At 59.8% G+C, this 18,937-nt stretch carries 17 protein-coding genes; 8 read left to right on the top strand and 9 right to left on the bottom strand.

Going from position 1 to position 18,937, the window contains the following annotated elements:
* Positions 1-24: 24 nt before the first annotated feature.
* Complete coding sequence (locus QLG10_RS17870) at positions 25-930, bottom strand: LysR family transcriptional regulator (protein ID WP_020795566.1); 906 nt, start codon at positions 928-930, stop codon at positions 25-27.
* A gap of 102 nt (positions 931-1,032) precedes the next feature.
* On the opposite strand from QLG10_RS17870, the gene QLG10_RS17875 reads away from it, so the two are divergent.
* Positions 1,033-2,211: an aspartate aminotransferase family protein gene (locus QLG10_RS17875; protein ID WP_282487770.1), complete on the top strand. Its 1,179-nt coding sequence runs from the start codon at positions 1,033-1,035 to the stop codon at positions 2,209-2,211.
* A 100-nt stretch (positions 2,212-2,311) separates the two neighbouring features.
* Here the strand turns inward: QLG10_RS17875 and QLG10_RS17880 are convergent, their stop codons facing one another.
* Both QLG10_RS17880 and QLG10_RS17885 read right to left on the bottom strand, forming a co-directional pair.
* A complete protein-coding gene (locus QLG10_RS17880) occupies positions 2,312-2,797 on the bottom strand; it encodes an AAA family ATPase (RefSeq protein WP_282487771.1) in 486 nt (161 codons plus the stop codon).
* Positions 2,798-2,938: 141 nt separating this feature from the next.
* The gene (locus tag QLG10_RS17885; RefSeq protein ID WP_282487772.1) at positions 2,939-4,858 is read right to left on the bottom strand and encodes an alkaline phosphatase D family protein; all 1,920 of its coding nucleotides are present in this window, start codon (positions 4,856-4,858) and stop codon (positions 2,939-2,941) included.
* 127 nt (positions 4,859-4,985) lie between these two features.
* Here QLG10_RS17885 and QLG10_RS17890 point away from each other — a divergent pair, with 127 nt between their 5' ends.
* The 7 genes from QLG10_RS17890 to QLG10_RS17920 all read left to right on the top strand — a co-directional run bounded on the left by QLG10_RS17890 (position 4,986) and on the right by QLG10_RS17920 (position 11,818).
* A complete protein-coding gene (locus QLG10_RS17890) occupies positions 4,986-5,327 on the top strand; it encodes a potassium channel family protein (RefSeq protein WP_282487773.1) in 342 nt (113 codons plus the stop codon).
* 61 nt (positions 5,328-5,388) lie between these two features.
* A complete protein-coding gene (locus tag QLG10_RS17895) occupies positions 5,389-5,757 on the top strand; it encodes a PH domain-containing protein (RefSeq protein WP_020795573.1) in 369 nt (122 codons plus the stop codon).
* A 103-nt stretch (positions 5,758-5,860) separates the two neighbouring features.
* Positions 5,861-6,313 carry a hypothetical protein gene (locus QLG10_RS17900; RefSeq protein WP_248678008.1) on the top strand — a complete coding sequence of 151 codons (453 nt, stop codon included), beginning with the start codon at positions 5,861-5,863 and terminating at the stop codon, positions 6,311-6,313.
* Positions 6,314-6,496: 183 nt separating this feature from the next.
* Positions 6,497-8,443, top strand: coding sequence for an FAD-dependent oxidoreductase (locus QLG10_RS17905; RefSeq protein WP_282487789.1), 1,947 nt, complete (start codon positions 6,497-6,499; stop codon positions 8,441-8,443).
* A gap of 200 nt (positions 8,444-8,643) precedes the next feature.
* Positions 8,644-9,531: a nitrilase family protein gene (locus QLG10_RS17910; protein WP_110747021.1), complete on the top strand. Its 888-nt coding sequence runs from the start codon at positions 8,644-8,646 to the stop codon at positions 9,529-9,531.
* Positions 9,532-9,546: 15 nt separating this feature from the next.
* On the top strand, positions 9,547-10,746 hold the full coding sequence (locus tag QLG10_RS17915; protein ID WP_282487774.1) for a hypothetical protein: 1,200 nt from the start codon (positions 9,547-9,549) through the stop codon (positions 10,744-10,746).
* Between the two features lie 76 nt (positions 10,747-10,822).
* On the top strand, positions 10,823-11,818 hold the full coding sequence (locus tag QLG10_RS17920) for an asparaginase (protein WP_248678004.1): 996 nt from the start codon (positions 10,823-10,825) through the stop codon (positions 11,816-11,818).
* Positions 11,819-11,938: 120 nt separating this feature from the next.
* On the opposite strand, the gene QLG10_RS17925 is transcribed toward QLG10_RS17920, so the two are convergent.
* From QLG10_RS17925 to QLG10_RS17950, 6 genes are all read right to left on the bottom strand, one after another.
* Positions 11,939-12,154, bottom strand: a complete 216-nt coding sequence (locus QLG10_RS17925) for a formate dehydrogenase subunit delta (RefSeq protein WP_248678003.1) — start codon at positions 12,152-12,154, stop codon at positions 11,939-11,941.
* On the bottom strand, positions 12,151-15,033 hold the full coding sequence (gene fdhF, locus QLG10_RS17930; RefSeq protein WP_282487775.1) for a formate dehydrogenase subunit alpha: 2,883 nt from the start codon (positions 15,031-15,033) through the stop codon (positions 12,151-12,153). The genes QLG10_RS17925 and fdhF overlap by 4 nt, the downstream gene beginning before the upstream one ends.
* Positions 15,030-16,589 (bottom strand): formate dehydrogenase beta subunit, encoded by a 1,560-nt coding sequence (locus QLG10_RS17935; RefSeq protein ID WP_282487776.1) that lies wholly within the window; start codon positions 16,587-16,589, stop codon positions 15,030-15,032. Before QLG10_RS17935 ends, fdhF begins: the two co-directional genes overlap by 4 nt.
* Positions 16,586-17,062 carry a formate dehydrogenase subunit gamma gene (locus tag QLG10_RS17940; RefSeq protein ID WP_020795582.1) on the bottom strand — a complete coding sequence of 159 codons (477 nt, stop codon included), beginning with the start codon at positions 17,060-17,062 and terminating at the stop codon, positions 16,586-16,588. The genes QLG10_RS17935 and QLG10_RS17940 overlap by 4 nt, the downstream gene beginning before the upstream one ends.
* A gap of 944 nt (positions 17,063-18,006) precedes the next feature.
* Positions 18,007-18,315: a DUF3077 domain-containing protein gene (locus QLG10_RS17945; RefSeq protein WP_188265047.1), complete on the bottom strand. Its 309-nt coding sequence runs from the start codon at positions 18,313-18,315 to the stop codon at positions 18,007-18,009.
* Between the two features lie 371 nt (positions 18,316-18,686).
* Positions 18,687-18,866: a hypothetical protein gene (locus QLG10_RS17950; RefSeq protein ID WP_282487777.1), complete on the bottom strand. Its 180-nt coding sequence runs from the start codon at positions 18,864-18,866 to the stop codon at positions 18,687-18,689.
* Positions 18,867-18,937: the final 71 nt, after the last annotated feature.

Here is an 18,937-nt window from a genome sequence, read left to right on the forward strand (position 1 = left end):
TTAGTCCAAGGGTTGGCGAGGCTGCTAGTGCTTGCCCCACATCTGCACCGCGAAGTCGACGAAACGTCGCAATTTCGGCAGGCGGTAGCGGTCCTGGGCATACATCAGGTGCATCGGCCGGCTCGGTGGGTTGAATCCGGGCATCAAGGCCAGCAGTTTGCCGTCCTGGATGTCTTGCTCGACCAGGACATCGGGCAACATCACGATGCCCATGCCGGTTCGCGCCGCCTGATGCAGCCCTGCCGAGCTGTTGATCAGCATCGGTCCGCTGACCGCTACCGTGACTTCGCCTTCGGGGCCGGCCAGGCGCCATTCTTTCTCCACCGAATGCCAGTCATCGCCAGCCGGATAGGCGAAGGACAGGCAATCGTGGTGGCGCAGGTCTTCAGGGGTTTGTGGCGCGCCGCGACGGGCCACATACGCCGGCGATGCGCACATGGTCAGGGTGTAGTCGAGCAGCGGGCGGGCGATCAGGTTGGACGCCTCGATGGCGCCCAGGCGAAAGGCCACGTCCAGCCCGTTTTCCAGCAGGTCCGGACGCCGGTTGGTGAGCATCACGTCGAGTTTTACCCTGGGGTAGAGCAGGGCGAATTCGCTCAGGGCGGGTGCCAGTTTTTCCGTGCCGAAGGTCAAGGGCGCCGAGATGCGCAACGTGCCGCTGGGTTCATCCAGCGCTTGCTCGGCCAGGCGTTCGGAATCAGCCACCAGCCCCAACACTTCGAGGCAGCGCTGGTAATACGCAACGCCAAATTCGGTCAACCGCTGGCGCCGGGTCGTGCGGTTGAGCAGGCGTACGCCCAGGCGCTGCTCGAGGGCCTTGAGGTGGTTGCCGACCATGGTCGTGGACATTTTGCACTGCGCCGCGGCGCTCGTCATGCTGCCGGTTTCTACCACCTTGACGTAGACGGTCATTGCCTGGAACAGGTCCATTATCAAGCTCGACTTTAAAATGATTGAAGTATTGCAGTATTTATCCAGTTCAGGTGGCTAACCATACTGCAAAAACAACGACCCTTGATGGAGCTTGATGTCATGACCGCCGCCTGCCTGATGAGCACTTACCAACCCTTGGCCTTGAGTTTCAACAAGGGCCTGGGCACGCGCCTGTGGGACCAGGCCGGTCGTGAATACCTGGACGCGGTGGCCGGGGTGGCGGTGACCAACGTCGGCCACTCTCACCCGAAAATCGTCGCGGCGATCAGCGAACAGGCCGGCCTGTTGCTACACACTTCCAACCTCTACAGCATCGACTGGCAGCAACGCCTGGCGCGCAAACTGACCCAACTGTCAGGCATGGACCGGGCGTTCTTCAACAACTCCGGGGCCGAGGCCAATGAAACGGCGCTGAAAATTGCCCGTCTGCATGGCTGGCACAAAGGCATCGAGCAACCCTTGGTGGTGGCCATGGAAAACGCTTTCCATGGCCGCACCCTCGGCACCCTGTGCGCCAGCGATGGCCCGGCGGTGCGCCTGGGTTTCAACAAGTTGCCGGGGGACTTCGTCAAAGTGCCGTTCGGCGACCTCAAGGCACTGGACAAGGTGCGCCAGGATTACGGCTCGCGCATCGTGGCCATCCTGATGGAGCCGATCCAGGGCGAAGGCGGTGTGCAACTGGCACCCCCCGGTTACTTGAAAGCCGTGCGCGAGCTCTGTAACCGGCGCTCCTGGTTGTTGATGCTGGATGAAATCCAGACCGGCATCGGCCGTACCGGGCAGTGGTTCGCGTTCCTGCACGAAGGCATCGTCCCGGATGTGATGACCCTGGCCAAAGGCCTGGGCAACGGCGTCCCGATCGGCGCCTGCCTGGCCCGTGGCAGAGCCGCCGAACTCTTTACCCCCGGTAGTCACGGCAGCACCTTCGGCGGCAACCCGCTGGCCTGTCGGGTCGGCTGCACGGTGCTGGACATCATCGAGGAGCAAGGCTTGCTGGAAAATGCCCGGCTTCAGGGCGAACGCCTGATAAGCAGGTTGCGCATGGAATTGGCGGATCAACCGAACGTCCTGGCGATCCGTGGCCAGGGCCTGATGATCGGCATCGAACTCAAGCAGCCGATCCGCGACCTGAGCCTGATCGCCGCCCGGGACCATGGGTTGCTGATCAACGTGACGCGCGGGCAAACCATTCGTTTGTTGCCTCCGCTGACGATTGATGAGCGGGAGGTGGATATGATTGTCAGGGGGGTGAGTCGGGTGCTGAAAGCAGAACGGTGACTCCCTTCGTAGGCGCTGCCGCAGGCTGCGATTTTTTGTTCTTGATGTGCGGCGGCTCTGGCGTCGTTGAAGATCAAAAGATCGCAGCCTGCGGCAGCTCCTACAGTAAATCGGTGGCGAACACTGTTATTTCCGTCCGATCCGTCAGCCGCATTTTCGTACCGGTAAACCCTTCGAACAGCCGCTGATGGGCCGTATATCCGCTGGAGTCATCGCGCTGGCGATAACTCCCCGCCCACTCCAGCAGGGCGATCAGGCGTTCATCGTCGTTGATTTCACGCTGGCGAATATTGGCGACGCAAACCTCGTCGGCAACGCTCAACCAGATCAGCGTCGTCGTGCGGGGCAGCAGTTCGCTGGCGATCCAGCCATACACGCCTTCGATCACCCAGCGCTCCTGCTCGGCCGCGACCCTCGCCATGGCCAAGGCTTCAGCGCGGGGGCGGGCGATGCTGTGTTCGTCGGACAGCCAGTGAATGCGGTCGAGATCGGTCCATGGCACCTGCAATCGCTCGGCCAGGCGTTGCGCCAGCCAGCTCTTGCCGGAACCGGAGTTACCGATGATCAGGGTTCGGGTAAGGTCCATGAGCGACACCGATCAAACTGTGGGAGCGAGCCTGCTCGCGAAAGCGGTGTATCAGGTAGCATAAATGCTGAATGTTAAGCAGTCTTCGCGAGCAGGTCGGATCGCCGCACCGTCGCTCCCACAGGTTCTCCGTACAGCCCCTCAGTCATCGTTTGCAGGCGCCACCATTCGCGTCTTCGGCGAGCCATTGGCGTTGTGCTGAAAAATATCCCGTGGCTGCCCTTGTTCATTGAAGTACACCTGGCCGATCCCCGCCGAATTCCACAGTCGTTCGCCCGCTTCGGCATGTTCGGGCACGTGCGGCACGATGCGCATGCGCCGGCGCTTGGTCAGCCAGTTCAGCGGCGAGCGTGGTGAATACAGCCAGCGATTGAGGCGGTCGAACCACTCCAGCAGGGTCGGCGGGAACTCGTTCTTGATCCCGCTGCTGGTGATCTGCCAGATGCGCGGGCCGGCCTTGCGGTGGCGGATCAGCACTTCGTAGACGAAGGAGTAATGCACATCGCCGGACAGCACCACGTAGTTACCCGGCGTGCGCGAGTGGCGGAAAATGTTCAGGATCACCTGGGCCGCGCCGCGATGGGCCATCCAGTTCTCGGCGTCCACCAGCAGTGGATAGCCCAGCCAGCTGAACACTCTTTGCACGGTTTCAATCAGTTTGACGCCGAAGATCGGCGCCGGCGACACGATGATCGCCGAGGGGTGATCGAGCAGCTCCTGCTGCAGTTCGCAGAGGGCTTCCCAGTCCAGCAGGCCCGACGGTTGCTTGAGGTTCATCTCGCTGCGCCAGCGTCGGGTGCGGGTATCGAGCACCACCATGGCCGGGGTGGTGGGCAGCACGTAATGCCAGTGCTGGAAGCGCAGCAGCTCATCGATCAGAGCGTCCTGGACATCGCTGTCGAGGTAACGGTCATCTCCGGTGGCACTGAGCAAACGGGTCTTTTCCAGGACAGCGGTGAAGGCATCCGGATTGTTGCCCCAGCCCTGGCAAAGCATGTAGGCCAGCAGCGCGTTGCCGATGATGCGTTTGGAAAACGGATGGCCGTAGGCCGTCTCCTCCCACTGCGCGGAAAGATTCCAGTCGTCGGTAATGTCGTGGTCGTCGAAGATCATCAGCGTCGGCACGTGCGCCAGGGCTCGGGCGACCTTGTCCAGGCCGGCCTTGAAGGCATCGATGCGCGTCTGCTCCAGGGCATAACGCTCGCGTCGCTCCTTGATCAGTTTCGGCGGTTTGGGCGCGATCAAGGCCCAGGGCGTCGGCGACCAGACCAGCAGGTACATGGCCATGACTTCGGCGAAGGTCACCAGGTGATTGTCGGCACTGCTGCTGGTGAAAATCGGCTTGCGCGCGCCGCCGAAAAAGCGCTCGCGCAGGGTTTCGTTGCTCTGTAGCGCCGGCAACAGATCCGCGCGGTGGTAATAACAGGCCGCGTGCCCGTAAAGCTCGGCGCTGTCGCTGACCACGGCGCCTTCCAGATGCTCACCGAACAACCCCAGCCGTTCGATCAGGGCGTGGATCGCCCGCAGGGTCGGCCCGGCTACATCGTCGGCGTAGACCTGATCGCCGCTCATCATCAGCAGCGCCGGACGGTCCGTGGCCGGGTGGTCTTGCGCCAACAACCCGTCGACGCACAGCAGGCCGTCGGTCGCCGGATGATGGGGTTTGCGGCAGGAGCCGTGCAGCAACTGCTCGATGCGGCTGCGCAGGACGAAGTTCGGCGCAGTTGCATCGCCGTACAACAGATGCGGCGCCCAGGTGGCGATGCCGGTGCCGTCATCGATCAGCAGGTCGTACTCGATCAGTTCATCGCAGGGCAGGGCAACGTCCAGCGCCACATCAATCAGATGCACAAATGCATGGGTACCCACGGCAATCACCGTGCATTGCCCGGCATCGAGGCGAATATCGCCCACGCCCTGCAAGCGCAGCGTCAGCTCCAGCGCCCGCGAGCCCACCAGCCACAGCACCAGCCGCGTGGGTTCCAGGCGTCGCAACAGCGGGCCGGCCAGCACGGGTGGCAGCGATTGAGGGGCATCGGGTATTGGCAGCGCTTGGGACATCCGGGATACAAACTCTTGAAGATACAGAGGCGGGCGATGATAGCGCAGCTGACGGCGACACAGGCTAAAGTGAAGTGGCCATTGCGTCTGTCACGAAATGATCCGCCGCCCCCAGGATACCCATGACATGAAGCCCACCCATACCTCGCACATCCGTCGAGCGTTCTACAAAGCCGTAGGTTACTACCTGCGAATTGTCTGGCCGATCTTTTCCACCATGCTGGTCGTCATCGTCACCTGCGGCCTGATCATCAGCTACCTGGAAGGCTGGGACGCTTTCGACGGCATTTACTTCGGTTTCGTGACCGGGTTGACCATCGGCTACGGCGAACTCGTGCCGAAACTGCCGATGTCGCGAATACTCGCGATATTGCTGGGGTTCAACGGCGTGCTGCTCACCGCGATCTTTGCGGCGATCAGCGTGCGGGCGATCGAGAGTGCGGTACGCACGACCGGCGGAGAAAAGTAAGGCAGGCCCGATGGCATGAAGTCGTGCTTAGATGCTCTTTTTGACAATCAGGGAGAGGCCAATGATCGACTTCAACAACAAGGGATTCTTCAAGCTCAAGCAAAATGCGGAATACGCCGAACGCGTTGCCGACCTTTTGCTCGACGGCGAACAGGTCATCGATTCCTACAAGTCCATGCGCGACGGCGTGGTGTTCACCAACAAGCGCATCATTGCGGTGAACGTACAAGGCATCACCGGCAGCAAGAAAGACTTCACCTCGTTGCCATACAAAAACATCGTGGCATATTCGGTGGAAACCTCAGGGACGTTCGACCTGGATTCCGAGCTGGAAATCTACTTTTCGTCATTGGGCAAAGTAAAATTCGAGTTCACCGGCAAGACCTCGATGGTCGAGATCTCCAAGCTGATCTCCCAACACTTGCTCTAACCCCCCCCTGCAGGTACTGAGCCCGCAGGCATAGGTCACCGCTTCATCCCACCCATACTGTTCGCAGCCATTGGCCAAGTTGTTGATCAATAAGAGGGCAATCATGAAAAAAATCATCCTGCCAGTGCTGGCAATCCTGCTGACCGCGCAATCCCCGGCGTTTGCCATCAACGACAAGTACCGCAAGCAACTCGAGCAATCGGGTTGCACCCAGGTCAGCGAGACCCAGGGCTGTGATATCCACAAGAGCAAGGCGGAAAACGCCAAGGCCGGGTTCACCAACCCCGCCACGGACAACTCGACGACCCAGACGCCCTATGCCGGCCAGTGGGTAGCCAAAAGCGATGCAGGCGCGACAGTGGCCACCATCCGCATCGATGCCAAGGAACAGGTCTGGGTGAACGGCAAACGGGTTGACGCCAAACGCACCGACGGCACCCTGCAATTTCACCAGGGCAAACTTACCTTCACGTTGCAAGGTGATCGGCGGCTGACGGGTGAGGATTACTGGACGGACAGTGATGCCGGGACCAAGGGGCCGATTGAGATCGAGTGATCCAAACAGGAACTCGAGAGCGACGCTCCCATAGGGGGTGTGGTGAATTTTAGGTTTCTTCATTTCCTACAAAAAAAACAGAAAGCGGAGTGTCCCAGCGTCCCACTTGGCCCATTTATGTTAGTCGCTCAAAACTTCAAGGTCGTCACTGCGTACACCATCAATATCGTCAGGGAAGATCAAATGACTATAGGTTCAAGCTACAACTACCCTTCATACGCAGCCACGCTAACCACCAGAAAAAAGCGCTCGACTGACAACAAATGGGCCGCCCGCTTTCCCAATCCACCCGACCTGTGTTTCGACTATCGATCACTGGTTGAACAGGCAAATGGTATAGCCAAGACCGCTGCCCCGGATCACCGAATTTGTATCGTCGGCGCGGGGGTGACCGGACTGACGGCAGCCCGAGAACTGTATCGCTGCGGTTTCACCAATATCACCCTCATAGAACAGTCCTCTCGAATAGGGGGCAGGCACTTAACCATTCCAGGAAGTCGTAACTCCACGGAAAGTCATACGCCGTTTGAAATGGGGGCCATGCGCATGCCCTTTTTCAATCGGGCAGACGAGCCACCGACAGAGGGCAGATCGCTCATGGCTTATTACGCGAAGGCGTTTGACCTTTCGTTTTCAGACTTTGCGAATCCCGGAAGCCAGTGGGTCCGTTCGACTGGTATTTACCTAAGAGAAGGCAGCATGGGGAACAGTGGCACCCCGGAGATGTTGATCTGGAAAAATGCCGATGGACTCACCCCTCCTCCTGGTGAGGAACTGCAAAAGGTTTATGCAAAGTGGAAGGATTTTGCCGATCGCATGACGAAACATGTTTCGGAAATTTACGCGAGTCCGCAATGGGAAAGCATGTGGGCTGCGATCGTAAACAAGTACGAGAGCGTTTCATTTCGCGATCTGGTCAGTATGCCGGCCCTTACAGCCTGGGATGAAAGCGCTCCCGGGGACTTTGGCGGAATGGGAATGTCCGCGGAAGAATCCGCAATTTTCTATGCGATAGGTATAGGTGACGGGAGCTGGGGGGCTTTTTACGACGTCTGCTGCCTTTACCCACTGCGAACTGCTATTTTTGGATTTAGCAGTCAATTGCAACTGATCCATGGTCGGGTAAACGCAAATGGAGACCCACTGGCCTCGCCGTACCTACACAGCAAAGCTGTTTTTGACTCGGCTGGATTGAATTTCGACGTTCCGCGCTATATCGGACTCGCCGCTTTAGACGAATGCCTGATGTTTCTGAAGACCGTCGAAACCGGGAAGTCGGTTTACGAACACAGCATTGAAAGAAGCAATGGCCTCCTCACGGACTCATCCGTCACAAAACTTGAAAAACTGACTAACCAGAAAATACGCGTCTACTTCAACTGGCAGAACAGTCGACCCGAGCATGCCGAGGAACGGTTCGACGAATTTGATTCGGTCATCATGACCCTACCGTCCTGGTTAATCGAGACTCGAATCGAACTGAAAAATTTCTCTCAGGAGATGCTGCCATTCGAGATAATCAACGCCTACAAAACGGCGCACTGGGAAACCAGCTGTAAAGTCTATGCACCGCTGAAAAAATCATTTCTTTCGAAGAACCACAAAATCCCGCAAACCATCGTCACCGACAGCTTTATCCACGATGTCTACACCTACCGCTACAACGATAACTATACATACGACTGCATCCTCTTGAGTTATACATGGGAGGATGACGCAACAAAACTCGCCTCATTCACCGACAAAGAACTGGTTACCAAGTGCGTCAAAGAGCTGGATCGCATCCTCATGAACTCCGCCAATATTCAGGAGAAAATCTCTCCTTACGTTGGGATTGATCAAGCGGTGGTCCAACGCTGGATAACCGACAAAAACGCCTTGGGTTGTGCAAAGCTCTACCGGCCCGGCACTTATTACGACGCAGTGAGCCTGATGAAGTACAACAGAGACTTCGCGCGTTCATCAGGCCTGTATTTTTCTGGGGAGTCATTTTCAGTCGATGCTGGCTGGACTGAACCTTGTTTCCGGGCGGCCGTCGATGCGGCGATTCACATCTGCGACAAAACCGCAGCAAAATTCAATGGCGGTTTTTCCATGAGTGACTATCCACACTACAAACTTAAAACCTGATGCCTCCGCCAGAGCCATGCACCTCTGGCATGGCTCTGCTTTCCCGCCTGACCAGGCCGACGAACAAAACACTCGCTCATGCATCTTCGGACAAAGGCTACAGCCTTATCGGAAACGTCTGACTTACGTCGGTTGGCTTTTCGAGTCTTATAAACACGCAATTAAACAGCGTGAATAAAAATAAAAAGAGGTCACCCGAAATGAGCGAGCCAACAAGCCCTGTGCGTGTAGCAGTCGTGCAATTCGATCCACAAGTCGGCATTGAAAACTGTGATGCAAATCTGTGTCGCAGCCTGGAATTGGCGCTGGAGGCGGTCAACGGCGGTGCGAATCTTATCGTGCTGCCTGAACTGTCCAGCACCGGTTATTTCTTCAGCAGTCGGCAGGATGCCTTTGCACATGCGCAGTTGATACCCGGCGGACCAAGCGCGCAACTCTGGATCGATTTTGCCTGCAGGCACAACGTCTACCTCGTGGCCGGCCTGGCGGAGCGCGACGGCATGCGACTGTTCAACACCGCGATGCTGGTCGGCCCTGACGGTTTTATCGGCAAGTATCGAAAGACGCATTTGTGGAACCTGGAGAAACTCTGGTTCACACCCGGCGATCTGGGTTTTCCGGTTTTTGATACGCCGATTGGTCGAATCGGCATGTTGATTTGCTGGGATATCTGGTTCCCCGAGGTGCCACGCATCCTGAGTCAACAAGGCGCCGACATCATTTGCAGCGTCAACAACTGGGTCTGGACACCGCCGCCGCTGTTCGACGATGCCGGCAAATGCATGGCGTCGTACCTGACGATGACAGCGGCGCACGTAAACAATGTGTTTATCGCCGCTGCCAGCCGGATCGGTGAGGAACGAGGTGCACGCTACCTCGGATGCTCGCTGATCGCCGGCACCAATGGCTGGCCGATTGGCGCCGTAGCCTCGGCAGACCAGGAGGAAATCCTGTATGCCGATATTGACCTGACCAGCTCCCGCAGCGCCCCCATCTGGAACAACCTGAACGATCTGCATCGTGACCGTAGAGCCGACCTCTACGATCAGATGCTCGGCTACACCCAACACCCATGTCTCCCACGCTGATAGGGGAGACCTGACATGCAAACGACTACCGACAAAAACCGCATTGCCCACAGATCGCCATTTGATATGGCGGTCATCCTGATGCTGGTCGGCGCGACATTGCTGATCATCTGGCTTTCATTGACCTATCGCTCGCTCTGGGCCGCGCATTGGCCGAGTTACAGCGACATGGTGTCGAGCCTTTCCCAGCCGAGTGCCTGGTTGCGCTGGCTGCTTGGCGACATCAGCGAGGTGGCGTTCTACAAACACGAGTTCGCCTCGATCGGACTCTTGGCCGGCGCCTATCTCGCCTATTGGGCGAATCGAACGGGCAGAGCCTGGCAAGGCTTCAGCATTGCCTATGGCACCGGGTTATGGCCGTGGCTGATCACCAGTTCGTTACTCGGGTTGTTGCTGAGTAACGTGCTGTGGGGCTGGACGGTGACCGCCACCAGCTGGCAACCCACCTTCGCCGCGTTCGTTTCGCTGCCAGCGGCGATGGTGCTGATGTTTGGCAGGGGCTGGAAGGTCACGATCAACGGCGCAATCATGGGGGCCGTACTCGTCACACCCATGTGCCTGTTGATTGTCAATTACCTGTGTAACCCGTTGGGGTTGCCAGCGGTGATCGGTAATGTTCTGGGCATGGCGGTCGCCAGCGTCGTGGCATTTTTGCTGTGTCGCTACCGGCCCGGCCTGATGAAGTCCGGACAGACGGAGATATCACCTGGCAAGCCTCCCGCACCCGTCACCAAAGCGCCCGACTACGGGGTCGTCTGGAGCCTGCGCCGGGTCTTGGCAGACTTTTCCGAAGCGCCATTCTTTGGCAATGAACTGGCCAGTCTTGGCTTGTTACTGGGGGTATTGCTGGCGTACGCGATGAACCCGATCAGCCCGGCGTACGGGTCGGGACTATTGCTGCATATCATCGCTGCACAAGCGCTGAGCTCGGCCATCGGGGTGCTGGTCTGGCGTCGACAATGGAGGCTGCGCGGCTGGTACCCCACTTACGTGCCTCTGGTGTCAGTGGTGCCCGCTGCGATCCTGACCCATGGCGGCAGTGGGCTGGTGATCGGCTCGAGTGCGTTGCTGGGGGCATTGATCGCACCGCCCCTGGCCTGTGCGATCGCCAAGCGATTGCCGGCCGACATGCATGCCTACATCGGCAATGTCCTGTCCATGGCCATCAGCACGTTGTTGATCCTGCCGCTGATCGGCGTTCTTGTCGCGGAGTAAATGCCCCAGCCCCTTCGGCTGTCCCCGTCTTGAACCGGGTACAGCCACCTCTCTTCCTGAACACGTGAGGTATCACATGGATCTGCCCAAACTAGCTATCGCGGCGCTTGGTGGCACAGTGAGCATGCAAGCCAGGAATGCTGGCGAAGGCGTTATCCCGACCGTCAGCGGCGAGACTCTACTGGCATCCGTTCCGCAATTGACGACGCTTGCCCGGGTGACCGTTGAAACCCTTGGACTGCTTCCCAGCGCTTCACTGGATTTCGAACTTTTACTGACCGTATTGTCTTGGGCAGAATTTCAAATCAAACAGGGCGCCGTGGGTGTCGTGTTGATCCAAGGCACCGACACACTCGAAGAAACGGCAGTTTTTTTCGATTACCTGTGGCCTCACGACGCGCCACTGGTGCTGACCGGTGCGATGCGCTCGGCAGCACAGCCAGGGGCCGAGGGGCCGGCGAATCTGCTGGATGCATGCCGCGTAGCGCTGTCCGAGAACAGCCGGCGGCGGGGCGTTCAGGTCGTTATGAACGGGGAGATTCATCAAGCGAGAAGCGTGCGCAAAACCGATTCGCTGGCGCTGCAGGCGTTTACCTCTCCAGTCGTGGGGCCTACAGGCTTGATCATGGAAGACCGCGTTCACTACCTTCGTGCGCCGGCTCAGCGCAGGGTTTTGCCTTTACCACACCAGACAACACAGAAGGTTGCGATGCTCGAGGCATCCCTCTCGGCCGACACGCTGTTTCTGGAAAGCACTCTCACCCTCGGTTATGACGGGCTGGTGATAGCCGGTTTCGGCGCCGGACATGTCTCGCAGAGCTGGGCGACCGTGATTGAGCACGTCGCCGAAAATATCCCGGTCATCATCGCGACTCGCACCGGTTCGGGCTCTACCGCGCAAGCCAGCTATGGTTTTAACGGCAGTGAGATGGATTTGATTCGCAAGGGTGCATCGATGGCGGGATTTCTATGTCCGCGTAAAGCCAGGGTTCTGCTTTGGCTGTTGCTTGGTTGTCAGCGGCAACATGAGTTGTCGCGCTACCTCAAAGACGAAAGCTGCATTCAAAATTGATACTTAACCTTGTAGGAGCCGGCTTGCTGGCGATTGCGGGCATCCAGACGACACAAATGTCGCCTGACGAACTGCAATCGCCAGCAAGCCGGCTCCTACAGGAATTGCGTTTTTCAGTCGCTACCAGCCCGCTCCGCTGACCGCCTCCTGCGCCAGCGGGTGCATATCCGCGCCCTGATGCTCGGTCTGCCAGGCCAGCAGCTCCTTGCGCATGCCCGGCGTCCAGTACATCTGCAGATGATTACGCACACCCAGTACTGCCTGTTGCCGGTCCGGTTCGGTGGCGAAGTACTGGGCGATCTGGTTGGCCATCTTGATCAGGTTTTCGGTGCTCATCGGCGCACCTCTGCCTTATCGCCACGGGCCTGGCGGCGCTCCTTGAGCAAGCGGTGCTGTTCTTCGGTGAATTCCTGGAAGCGTTTTTGCCACTCCGAAGGGTGGTACACGCGGCTGACCTCCACGGCCGTGACCTTGTACTCCGGACAGTTGGTGGCCCAGTCGGAGTTGTCGGTGGTAATCACGTTGGCCCCCGATTCCGGGAAGTGGAAGGTGGTGTACACCACGCCCGGCGCCACCCGCTCGGTGACCCGCGCGCGCAGCACGGTCTGCCCGGCGCGGCTGCCGATGCCGACCCAGTCGCCTTCGTTGATGCCACGGCTCTCGGCGTCGGTCGGGTGGATTTCCAAGCGGTCTTCATCGTGCCAGGCGACGTTTTCGGTACGCCGGGTCTGGGCGCCGACGTTGTACTGGCTGAGGATGCGCCCGGTGGTCAGCAGCAGCGGATAGCGGCTGTTGACCTTCTCCTCGGTGGGCACGTAGCCGGTGAGCATGAAGCGCCCCTTGCCGCGCACGAATTGATCGATGTGCATGGTCGGCGTACCGTCCGGTGCCTCGGCGTTGCACGGCCATTGCAGGCTGCCGTGGCGCTCGAGTTCGGCGTAGCTGACGTTGGTGAAGGTCGGCGTCAGGCGGGCGATTTCATCCATGATTTCCGATGGATGCTTGTAGTTCATCGGGTAACCCAAGGCATTGGCCAGCGCCACCGTGCCTTCCCAGTCGGCCTTGCCGCCCAGGGGATCCATGACCTTGCGCACCCGCGAGATGCGCCGCTCGGCGTTGGTGAAGGTGCCGTCCTTCTCCAGGAACGAAGCGCCCGGCAGGAACACGTGGGCGAATTTGGCGGTTTCGTTGAGGAAGATATCCTGCACCACCACGCACTCCATGGCCGACAGGGCCGCGGTGACGTGCTGGGTGTTCGGGTCGCTCTGGGCGATGTCTTCGCCCTGGCAGTACAAGCCCTTGAAGCTGCCGGCCAGCGCCGACTCGAACATGTTGGGAATGCGCAAGCCCGGATCGGGTTGCAACGTGACGTTCCACGCCTGCTCGAACTGCGCCCGCACCACTTCGTTGGAAATGTGCCGGTAGCCGGGCAATTCGTGGGGGAAGGAGCCCATGTCGCAGGAGCCCTGCACGTTGTTCTGCCCCCGCAGCGGGTTCACGCCCACGCCTTCGCGGCCGATGTTGCCGGTGGCCATGGCCAGGTTGGCGATGCCCATCACCGCGGTACTGCCCTGGCTGTGCTCGGTGACGCCCAGGCCGTAATAGATCGCGGCATTGCCGCCGGTGGCGTACAGGCGTGCGGCCGCACGAATATCGGCGGCGTCGACCCCACAGACTGGGGAAAGGGCTTCCGGTGAGTTCTCTGCACGGCTGACGAACTCGCTCCAGCGGGCGAAATCGTTGCCTTCGCAGCGGGCGTCGATGAAGGGCTGGTTTTGCAAGCCTTCAGTGATGATCACGTGGGCCAGGGCGTTGAGCATGGCGACGTTGGTGCCGGGGCGCAGCGCCAGGTGATATTCAGCGCGAGCATGCACTGAGTCCACCAGATCGATACGCCGTGGATCGATGACGATCAGCCGCGCGCCTTCACGCAGGCGGCGCTTGAGTTGCGAAGCGAACACCGGGTGCGCATCGCTCGGGTTGGCGCCCATCACCAGGATCACGTCGGCCTGCATCACCGAGTCGAAACTCTGGGTGCCGGCGGACTCGCCGAGGGTTTGCTTCAAGCCATAACCGGTCGGCGAATGGCAGACCCGGGCACAGGTGTCGACGTTGTTGTTGCCGAAGGCGGCGCGCACCAGTTTCTGCACCAGGTAGGTTTCTTCGTTGGTGCAGCGGCTGGAGGTGATGCCGCCGATGGAATCGCGGCCATATTTCTGCTGCAGGCGGCGGAATTCGCTGGCGGCGTAGGTCACCGCTTCATCCCAGCTGACTTCCTGCCACGGGTCGTTGATGTGCTTGCGGATCATCGGCTTGGTGATGCGATCCGGGTGGGTGGCGTAGCCCCAGGCAAAGCGCCCTTTGACGCAGGAGTGGCCGTGGTTGGCCTGGCCGTTCTTGTCCGGGACCATGCGCACCAGTTGGTCGCCTTTCATCTCGGCACGGAACGAGCAACCCACACCGCAGTAGGCGCAGGTGGTGATCACGCTGTGTTCGGGCTGACCCAGTTCGACCACGCTTTTTTCCATCAGCGTGGCGGTCGGGCAGGCCTGTACACAGGCGCCGCAGGACACGCATTCCGAATCGAGGAAGTTATCCCCGCCAGCCGCCGCCACCCGGGATTCAAAACCGCGCCCGGTGATGGTCAAGGCAAAGGTGCCCTGGGTTTCTTCGCAGGCGCGCACGCAGCGGTTGCAGACGATGCACTTGCTCGGGTCGTAGTCGAAGTAGGGGTTGGAAGTGTCCTTCACGTCGGCCAGATGGTTGTCGCCTTCATAGCCGTAACGCACCTCCCGCAGGCCGACCTGACCGGCCACGGTTTGCAGCTCGCAGTTGCCGTTCGCCGAGCAGGTCAGGCAGTCCAGCGGGTGATCGGAGATGTACAGCTCCATGACGTTGCGCCGCAGGGTGGCGAGCTTCGGCGTCTGGGTATGTACGGTCATCCCTTCGGTGACCGGCGTGGTGCAGGACGCCGGATAGCCGCGCATACCGTCGATCTCCACCAGGCACATGCGGCAGGAGCCGAAGGCTTCCAGGCTGTCGGTGGCACAGAGTTTGGGAATGGTGGTGCCCAGCAACGCGGCTGCGCGCATCACCGAAGTACCTTCGGGCACGCTGATGGTTTGGCCGTCGATGTTCAGGGTGACCTGCACCTGGCTGTCGCGGGCTGGCGTGCCCAGATCCATGTCGGTTTTCGGATCGAATACAGTGATCATTGCTCGGCCTCCGAGGGCTGCAAGCCGAAGTCGGCGGGGAAGTACTTGAGGGCGCTGGCGACCGGAAAGGAGACCATGCCGCCCAAGGCGCACAGCGAACCGTATTGCATCGTGTCGCACAGGTCCTTGAGGATGATCACTTGCTGATCACGACCGGCCTGATCTGGCGCGGCCAGCAAACGGTCGATCACCTCCACGCCCCGGGTCGAGCCGATACGGCACGGCGTGCATTTGCCACAGGATTCCTCGGCGCAGAACTCCATGGCGAAACGCGCCATGTGGGCCATGTCCAGCGTGTCGTCCGCCACCACCACGCCACCGTGACCGAGCATCGCGCCCATGGCGGCGAAGGCCTCGTAATCCAGCGGCGTGTCGAATTGCGCCGGCGGCACCCAGGCGCCAAGCGGGCCACCCACCTGCGCAGCCTTCAGCGGCCGGCCACTGGCAGTGCCGCCGCCGTAGCCTTCCACCAACTCGCGCAGGGTCAGGCCGAAGGCCCGTTCCACCAGGCCGCCGTGACGAACATTGCCCGCCAACTGGAAGGGCATGGTGCCCAGGGAACGGCCCATGCCGTAGTCGCGATAGAACTGCGCACCCTTGGCCAAAATCAGCGGCACCGAGGCCAGGGTCAGCACGTTGTGCACCAGCGTCGGCTGGCCGAACAGGCCCTGCAACGCGGGGATCGGCGGCTTGGCGCGAACGACCCCGCGCTTGCCTTCGAGCGAATCCAGCAGGGCGGTTTCTTCACCGCAGATGTAGGCGCCGGCACCGACGCGTACTTCCATATCGAAGGCCTGGCCGCTGCCGCCGACATTGGCGCCCAGGTAACCGTTCGACCGGGCAATCTCCAGCGCGTTGCGCAAGGTGGCCACGGCATCCGGGTATTCCGAGCGCACGTAGATATAACCGTAGGTGGCCCCGGTGCAGAGACCGGCAATGGCCATGCCTTCGATCAGCAGGAAGGGGTCGCCTTCCATCAACATGCGGTCGGCGAAGGTGCCGGAGTCGCCTTCGTCGGCGTTGCACACGATGTACTTTTGCGCCGCCTGGGTGCCGCGCACCGTGCGCCATTTGATCCCGGCGGGGAAGGCGGCGCCGCCACGGCCACGCAGGCCCGAATCGAACACCGCTGTGGCGGTTTGCTCGCCGCCGATGGCGACAGCCCTTGCCAGGCCTTCGAAACCGCCGTGGGCGCGGTAGTCGTCCAGCGATAGAGGCCGGGTAATACCGGCGCGGGCGAACAGCAGGCGTTGTTGGGTCTTCAGATAAGGCAGCTCTTCTACCAGGCCCAGGGACAGAGGATGTTCGGTTGAGCTGTGTAGGGCTTCGAGGACGGACGGCACATCGGCAGCGGTCATCGGGCCAAAGCCGATCCGGCCTTGTGGCGAGTCCACTTCCAGCAATGGCTCCAGCCAATACAGGCCGCGCGAACTGGTGCGCTGCAACTCCAGCGGCAGGTTGCGCTCCCTGGCCTGAGTGATCAGCGCCGCGGACACCTCATCGGCCCCCACGGCACGGGCCAGCGAGTCGGTCGGCAGATAAAGAGTCGGCATCATGCATCCTCCCGGCAAGCGTCGAGCAAGGCATCCAGACGCTCAGCGCTCAGCCGCGCATGCACCCGGCCGTCCAGCTCCAGGGCCGGCGAGCAGGCACAAGCACCCAGGCAATACACCGGCCGCAAACTGATGCTGCCATCAGCGCTGCTGCCGTGATCATCCAGCTGCAGACGCTCACGCAATTGCGCCGCCAACTGCTCGGCACCGCGACTCTTGCACGACTCGGCGCGGCACAGCCGCAGGATATGCCGGGCAGGCGGCGCAGTACGGAAGTCATGGTAAAAACTGATCACCCCACGCACCTCGGCCTGACTCTGGTTCAGCGCGTGGGCAATCTCGGGCACGGCCGCATCGGGGATATACCCAATGCGCTCCTGAATATCATGAAGAATCGGCAACAGAGCACCGGGAGTGCCCTTATGGCGCTCCAGCAGGGTATTGACCACAGACAGGTGCAACTCAACATCAGGCATTCAGCAATCCTCACGGTCACGGACAAACCAGAAGGTCGTCGGTCGTCCGAAAGTGTCGGCTGCGGCACTCACACCACGTCACGGCATCGTGGCATTGACAGGCCGTTGGCCAGGGCACCCTGAGCGGGCATCTTGTTGTGCCCGGCACGGTCTTCGCCGCACCTCAACTGGGCATAAAGGGCAGCTTGCCACGCCGCTATTGATCAAACCGCACCAAAGCGACGTGCTCGGTTCTGCCTACGACTATGCAGTAAGTCTAGATGAGCGCCACAAGGGGCGTTCACACACTGACCTAACGGCCTGAAGGCTTGTCGATGAGGGATGTATAACAAGCATTACAGGTGGAAAGAAGCCTCAGAACCGTAGGCAATTCTGCGGCGCAGATGGGCAAAACCATTCCGCGAAAAGCAGCGGTCCGCTCAACCAAAGCCCGAAACTCGGGGCTAATCCAACCGAACGGCACGCAAAACCCCTGTGTGCCCCCCCTGTGGGAGCGAGCCTGCTCGCGAAAACGCCAGCCCAGCCAACACAAATGCCAAATGGGGTCCTGCATCAAAAAGCAACTCACCCACCAGGGCCAAACAACACCCACCAGCCCCCGCAATACCCTGTAGGAGCTGGCTTGCCAGCGATAACGCCAGCCCAGCCAACATCACTGCTGAAGCTAGCCACTACCCCTCAACCTCCGCCGCCACCCGCACGGGTGTCACCAAAACCAGTGTTCAATGCGAAATCGAAATTGCCACATCATCAGACTGGCTCAGTCCGGCATTCCATTCGAGCCTTCTTGTTAACGAACCACGAAGATTGCCCATACCAGCTTCCTGTAGGAGCGAGCATGCTCGCGAAAAACCCAAGGCAACCCCCACGCCCACAGAATGCCCAAGCCCCCGCAACCAAACCCATCCCTACAAACGTCATGCCTGGCGTCTAAAACGCAAAAACTACCCTCCAGCCTCCGCCGCCCGCTTGCCCATCGGCCCAACCACCCGATCCCGCTCCAACACCTTCACCGCATCATCCACCAACGCCTTACTCATCGACGTCAAATAATGCGCAGCCCAGGCATGCCGGTCGGTATCCCTTGCATAGGCAGCATCTTCAGTCAGCGTCTTGGCCAGAAACAGAAAATCAGAAGCCATCGACAACGCATCACCGAGCGGAACACCGCGAGTGACGTGGAACAGTGGTTGATCGGAGCAGTAGATGGCGGGGGTTAAGCCGATGGTTTTGAGTTCAGGTTGTTCAGTCATTGGCCACCTCCGAGGATGGAGAGGCAATGGGGGAGGGCGTTACGCGATTGGGAATTACGTCGTGGGAAAAGCCAAATTTCAAACGGATTTATCTTGTTCATGGTCAACATCCTTGATTTGAGGAGCTGCCACGAGCCTTCTCACGGGCTTGGGTGACAGCCGTGCGCGGGGTGAGAAACCGGCAATCAAGGCAACCGGCAGACCCGAAGGTCTCCCACGCACAGCCGCCATAAAGCCATATCGCAGACGAAAAAAACGCCACGACAGGTTTTTGGGCGCTTAGCGCCTTGATTTCCACGGGTTCTCACACCCGGTCGCTGAATTGGCAGCGACGGCGGAAGGGTATCGTGCAGTCACCACTGGTGCAACCATCAATCGAGCAGTACATGACCTGCCGCCGAGAAGATAATGGGGCGAAGGACGACTAAGTTATTAATGTATGTTTTTTTGACGTTTTTACGAATTAAGGACGAATTTGTATTTGTCCTGTCTACATTTTCTTCGGCTTTTTCCGCATGGTTTGTGGGATCTTTCCTGATTTTCTCGACCATCTTGAGTTTCCTCTCTGTCCACGTACTTTGCGTTAAGCCACTCACCCCGAGTCGGCTTATCGATCGTTAAC

It is taken from the genome of Pseudomonas sp. V98_8 (assembly GCF_029967975.1).
GTDB classification, from domain to species: domain Bacteria; phylum Pseudomonadota; class Gammaproteobacteria; order Pseudomonadales; family Pseudomonadaceae; genus Aquipseudomonas; species Aquipseudomonas umsongensis.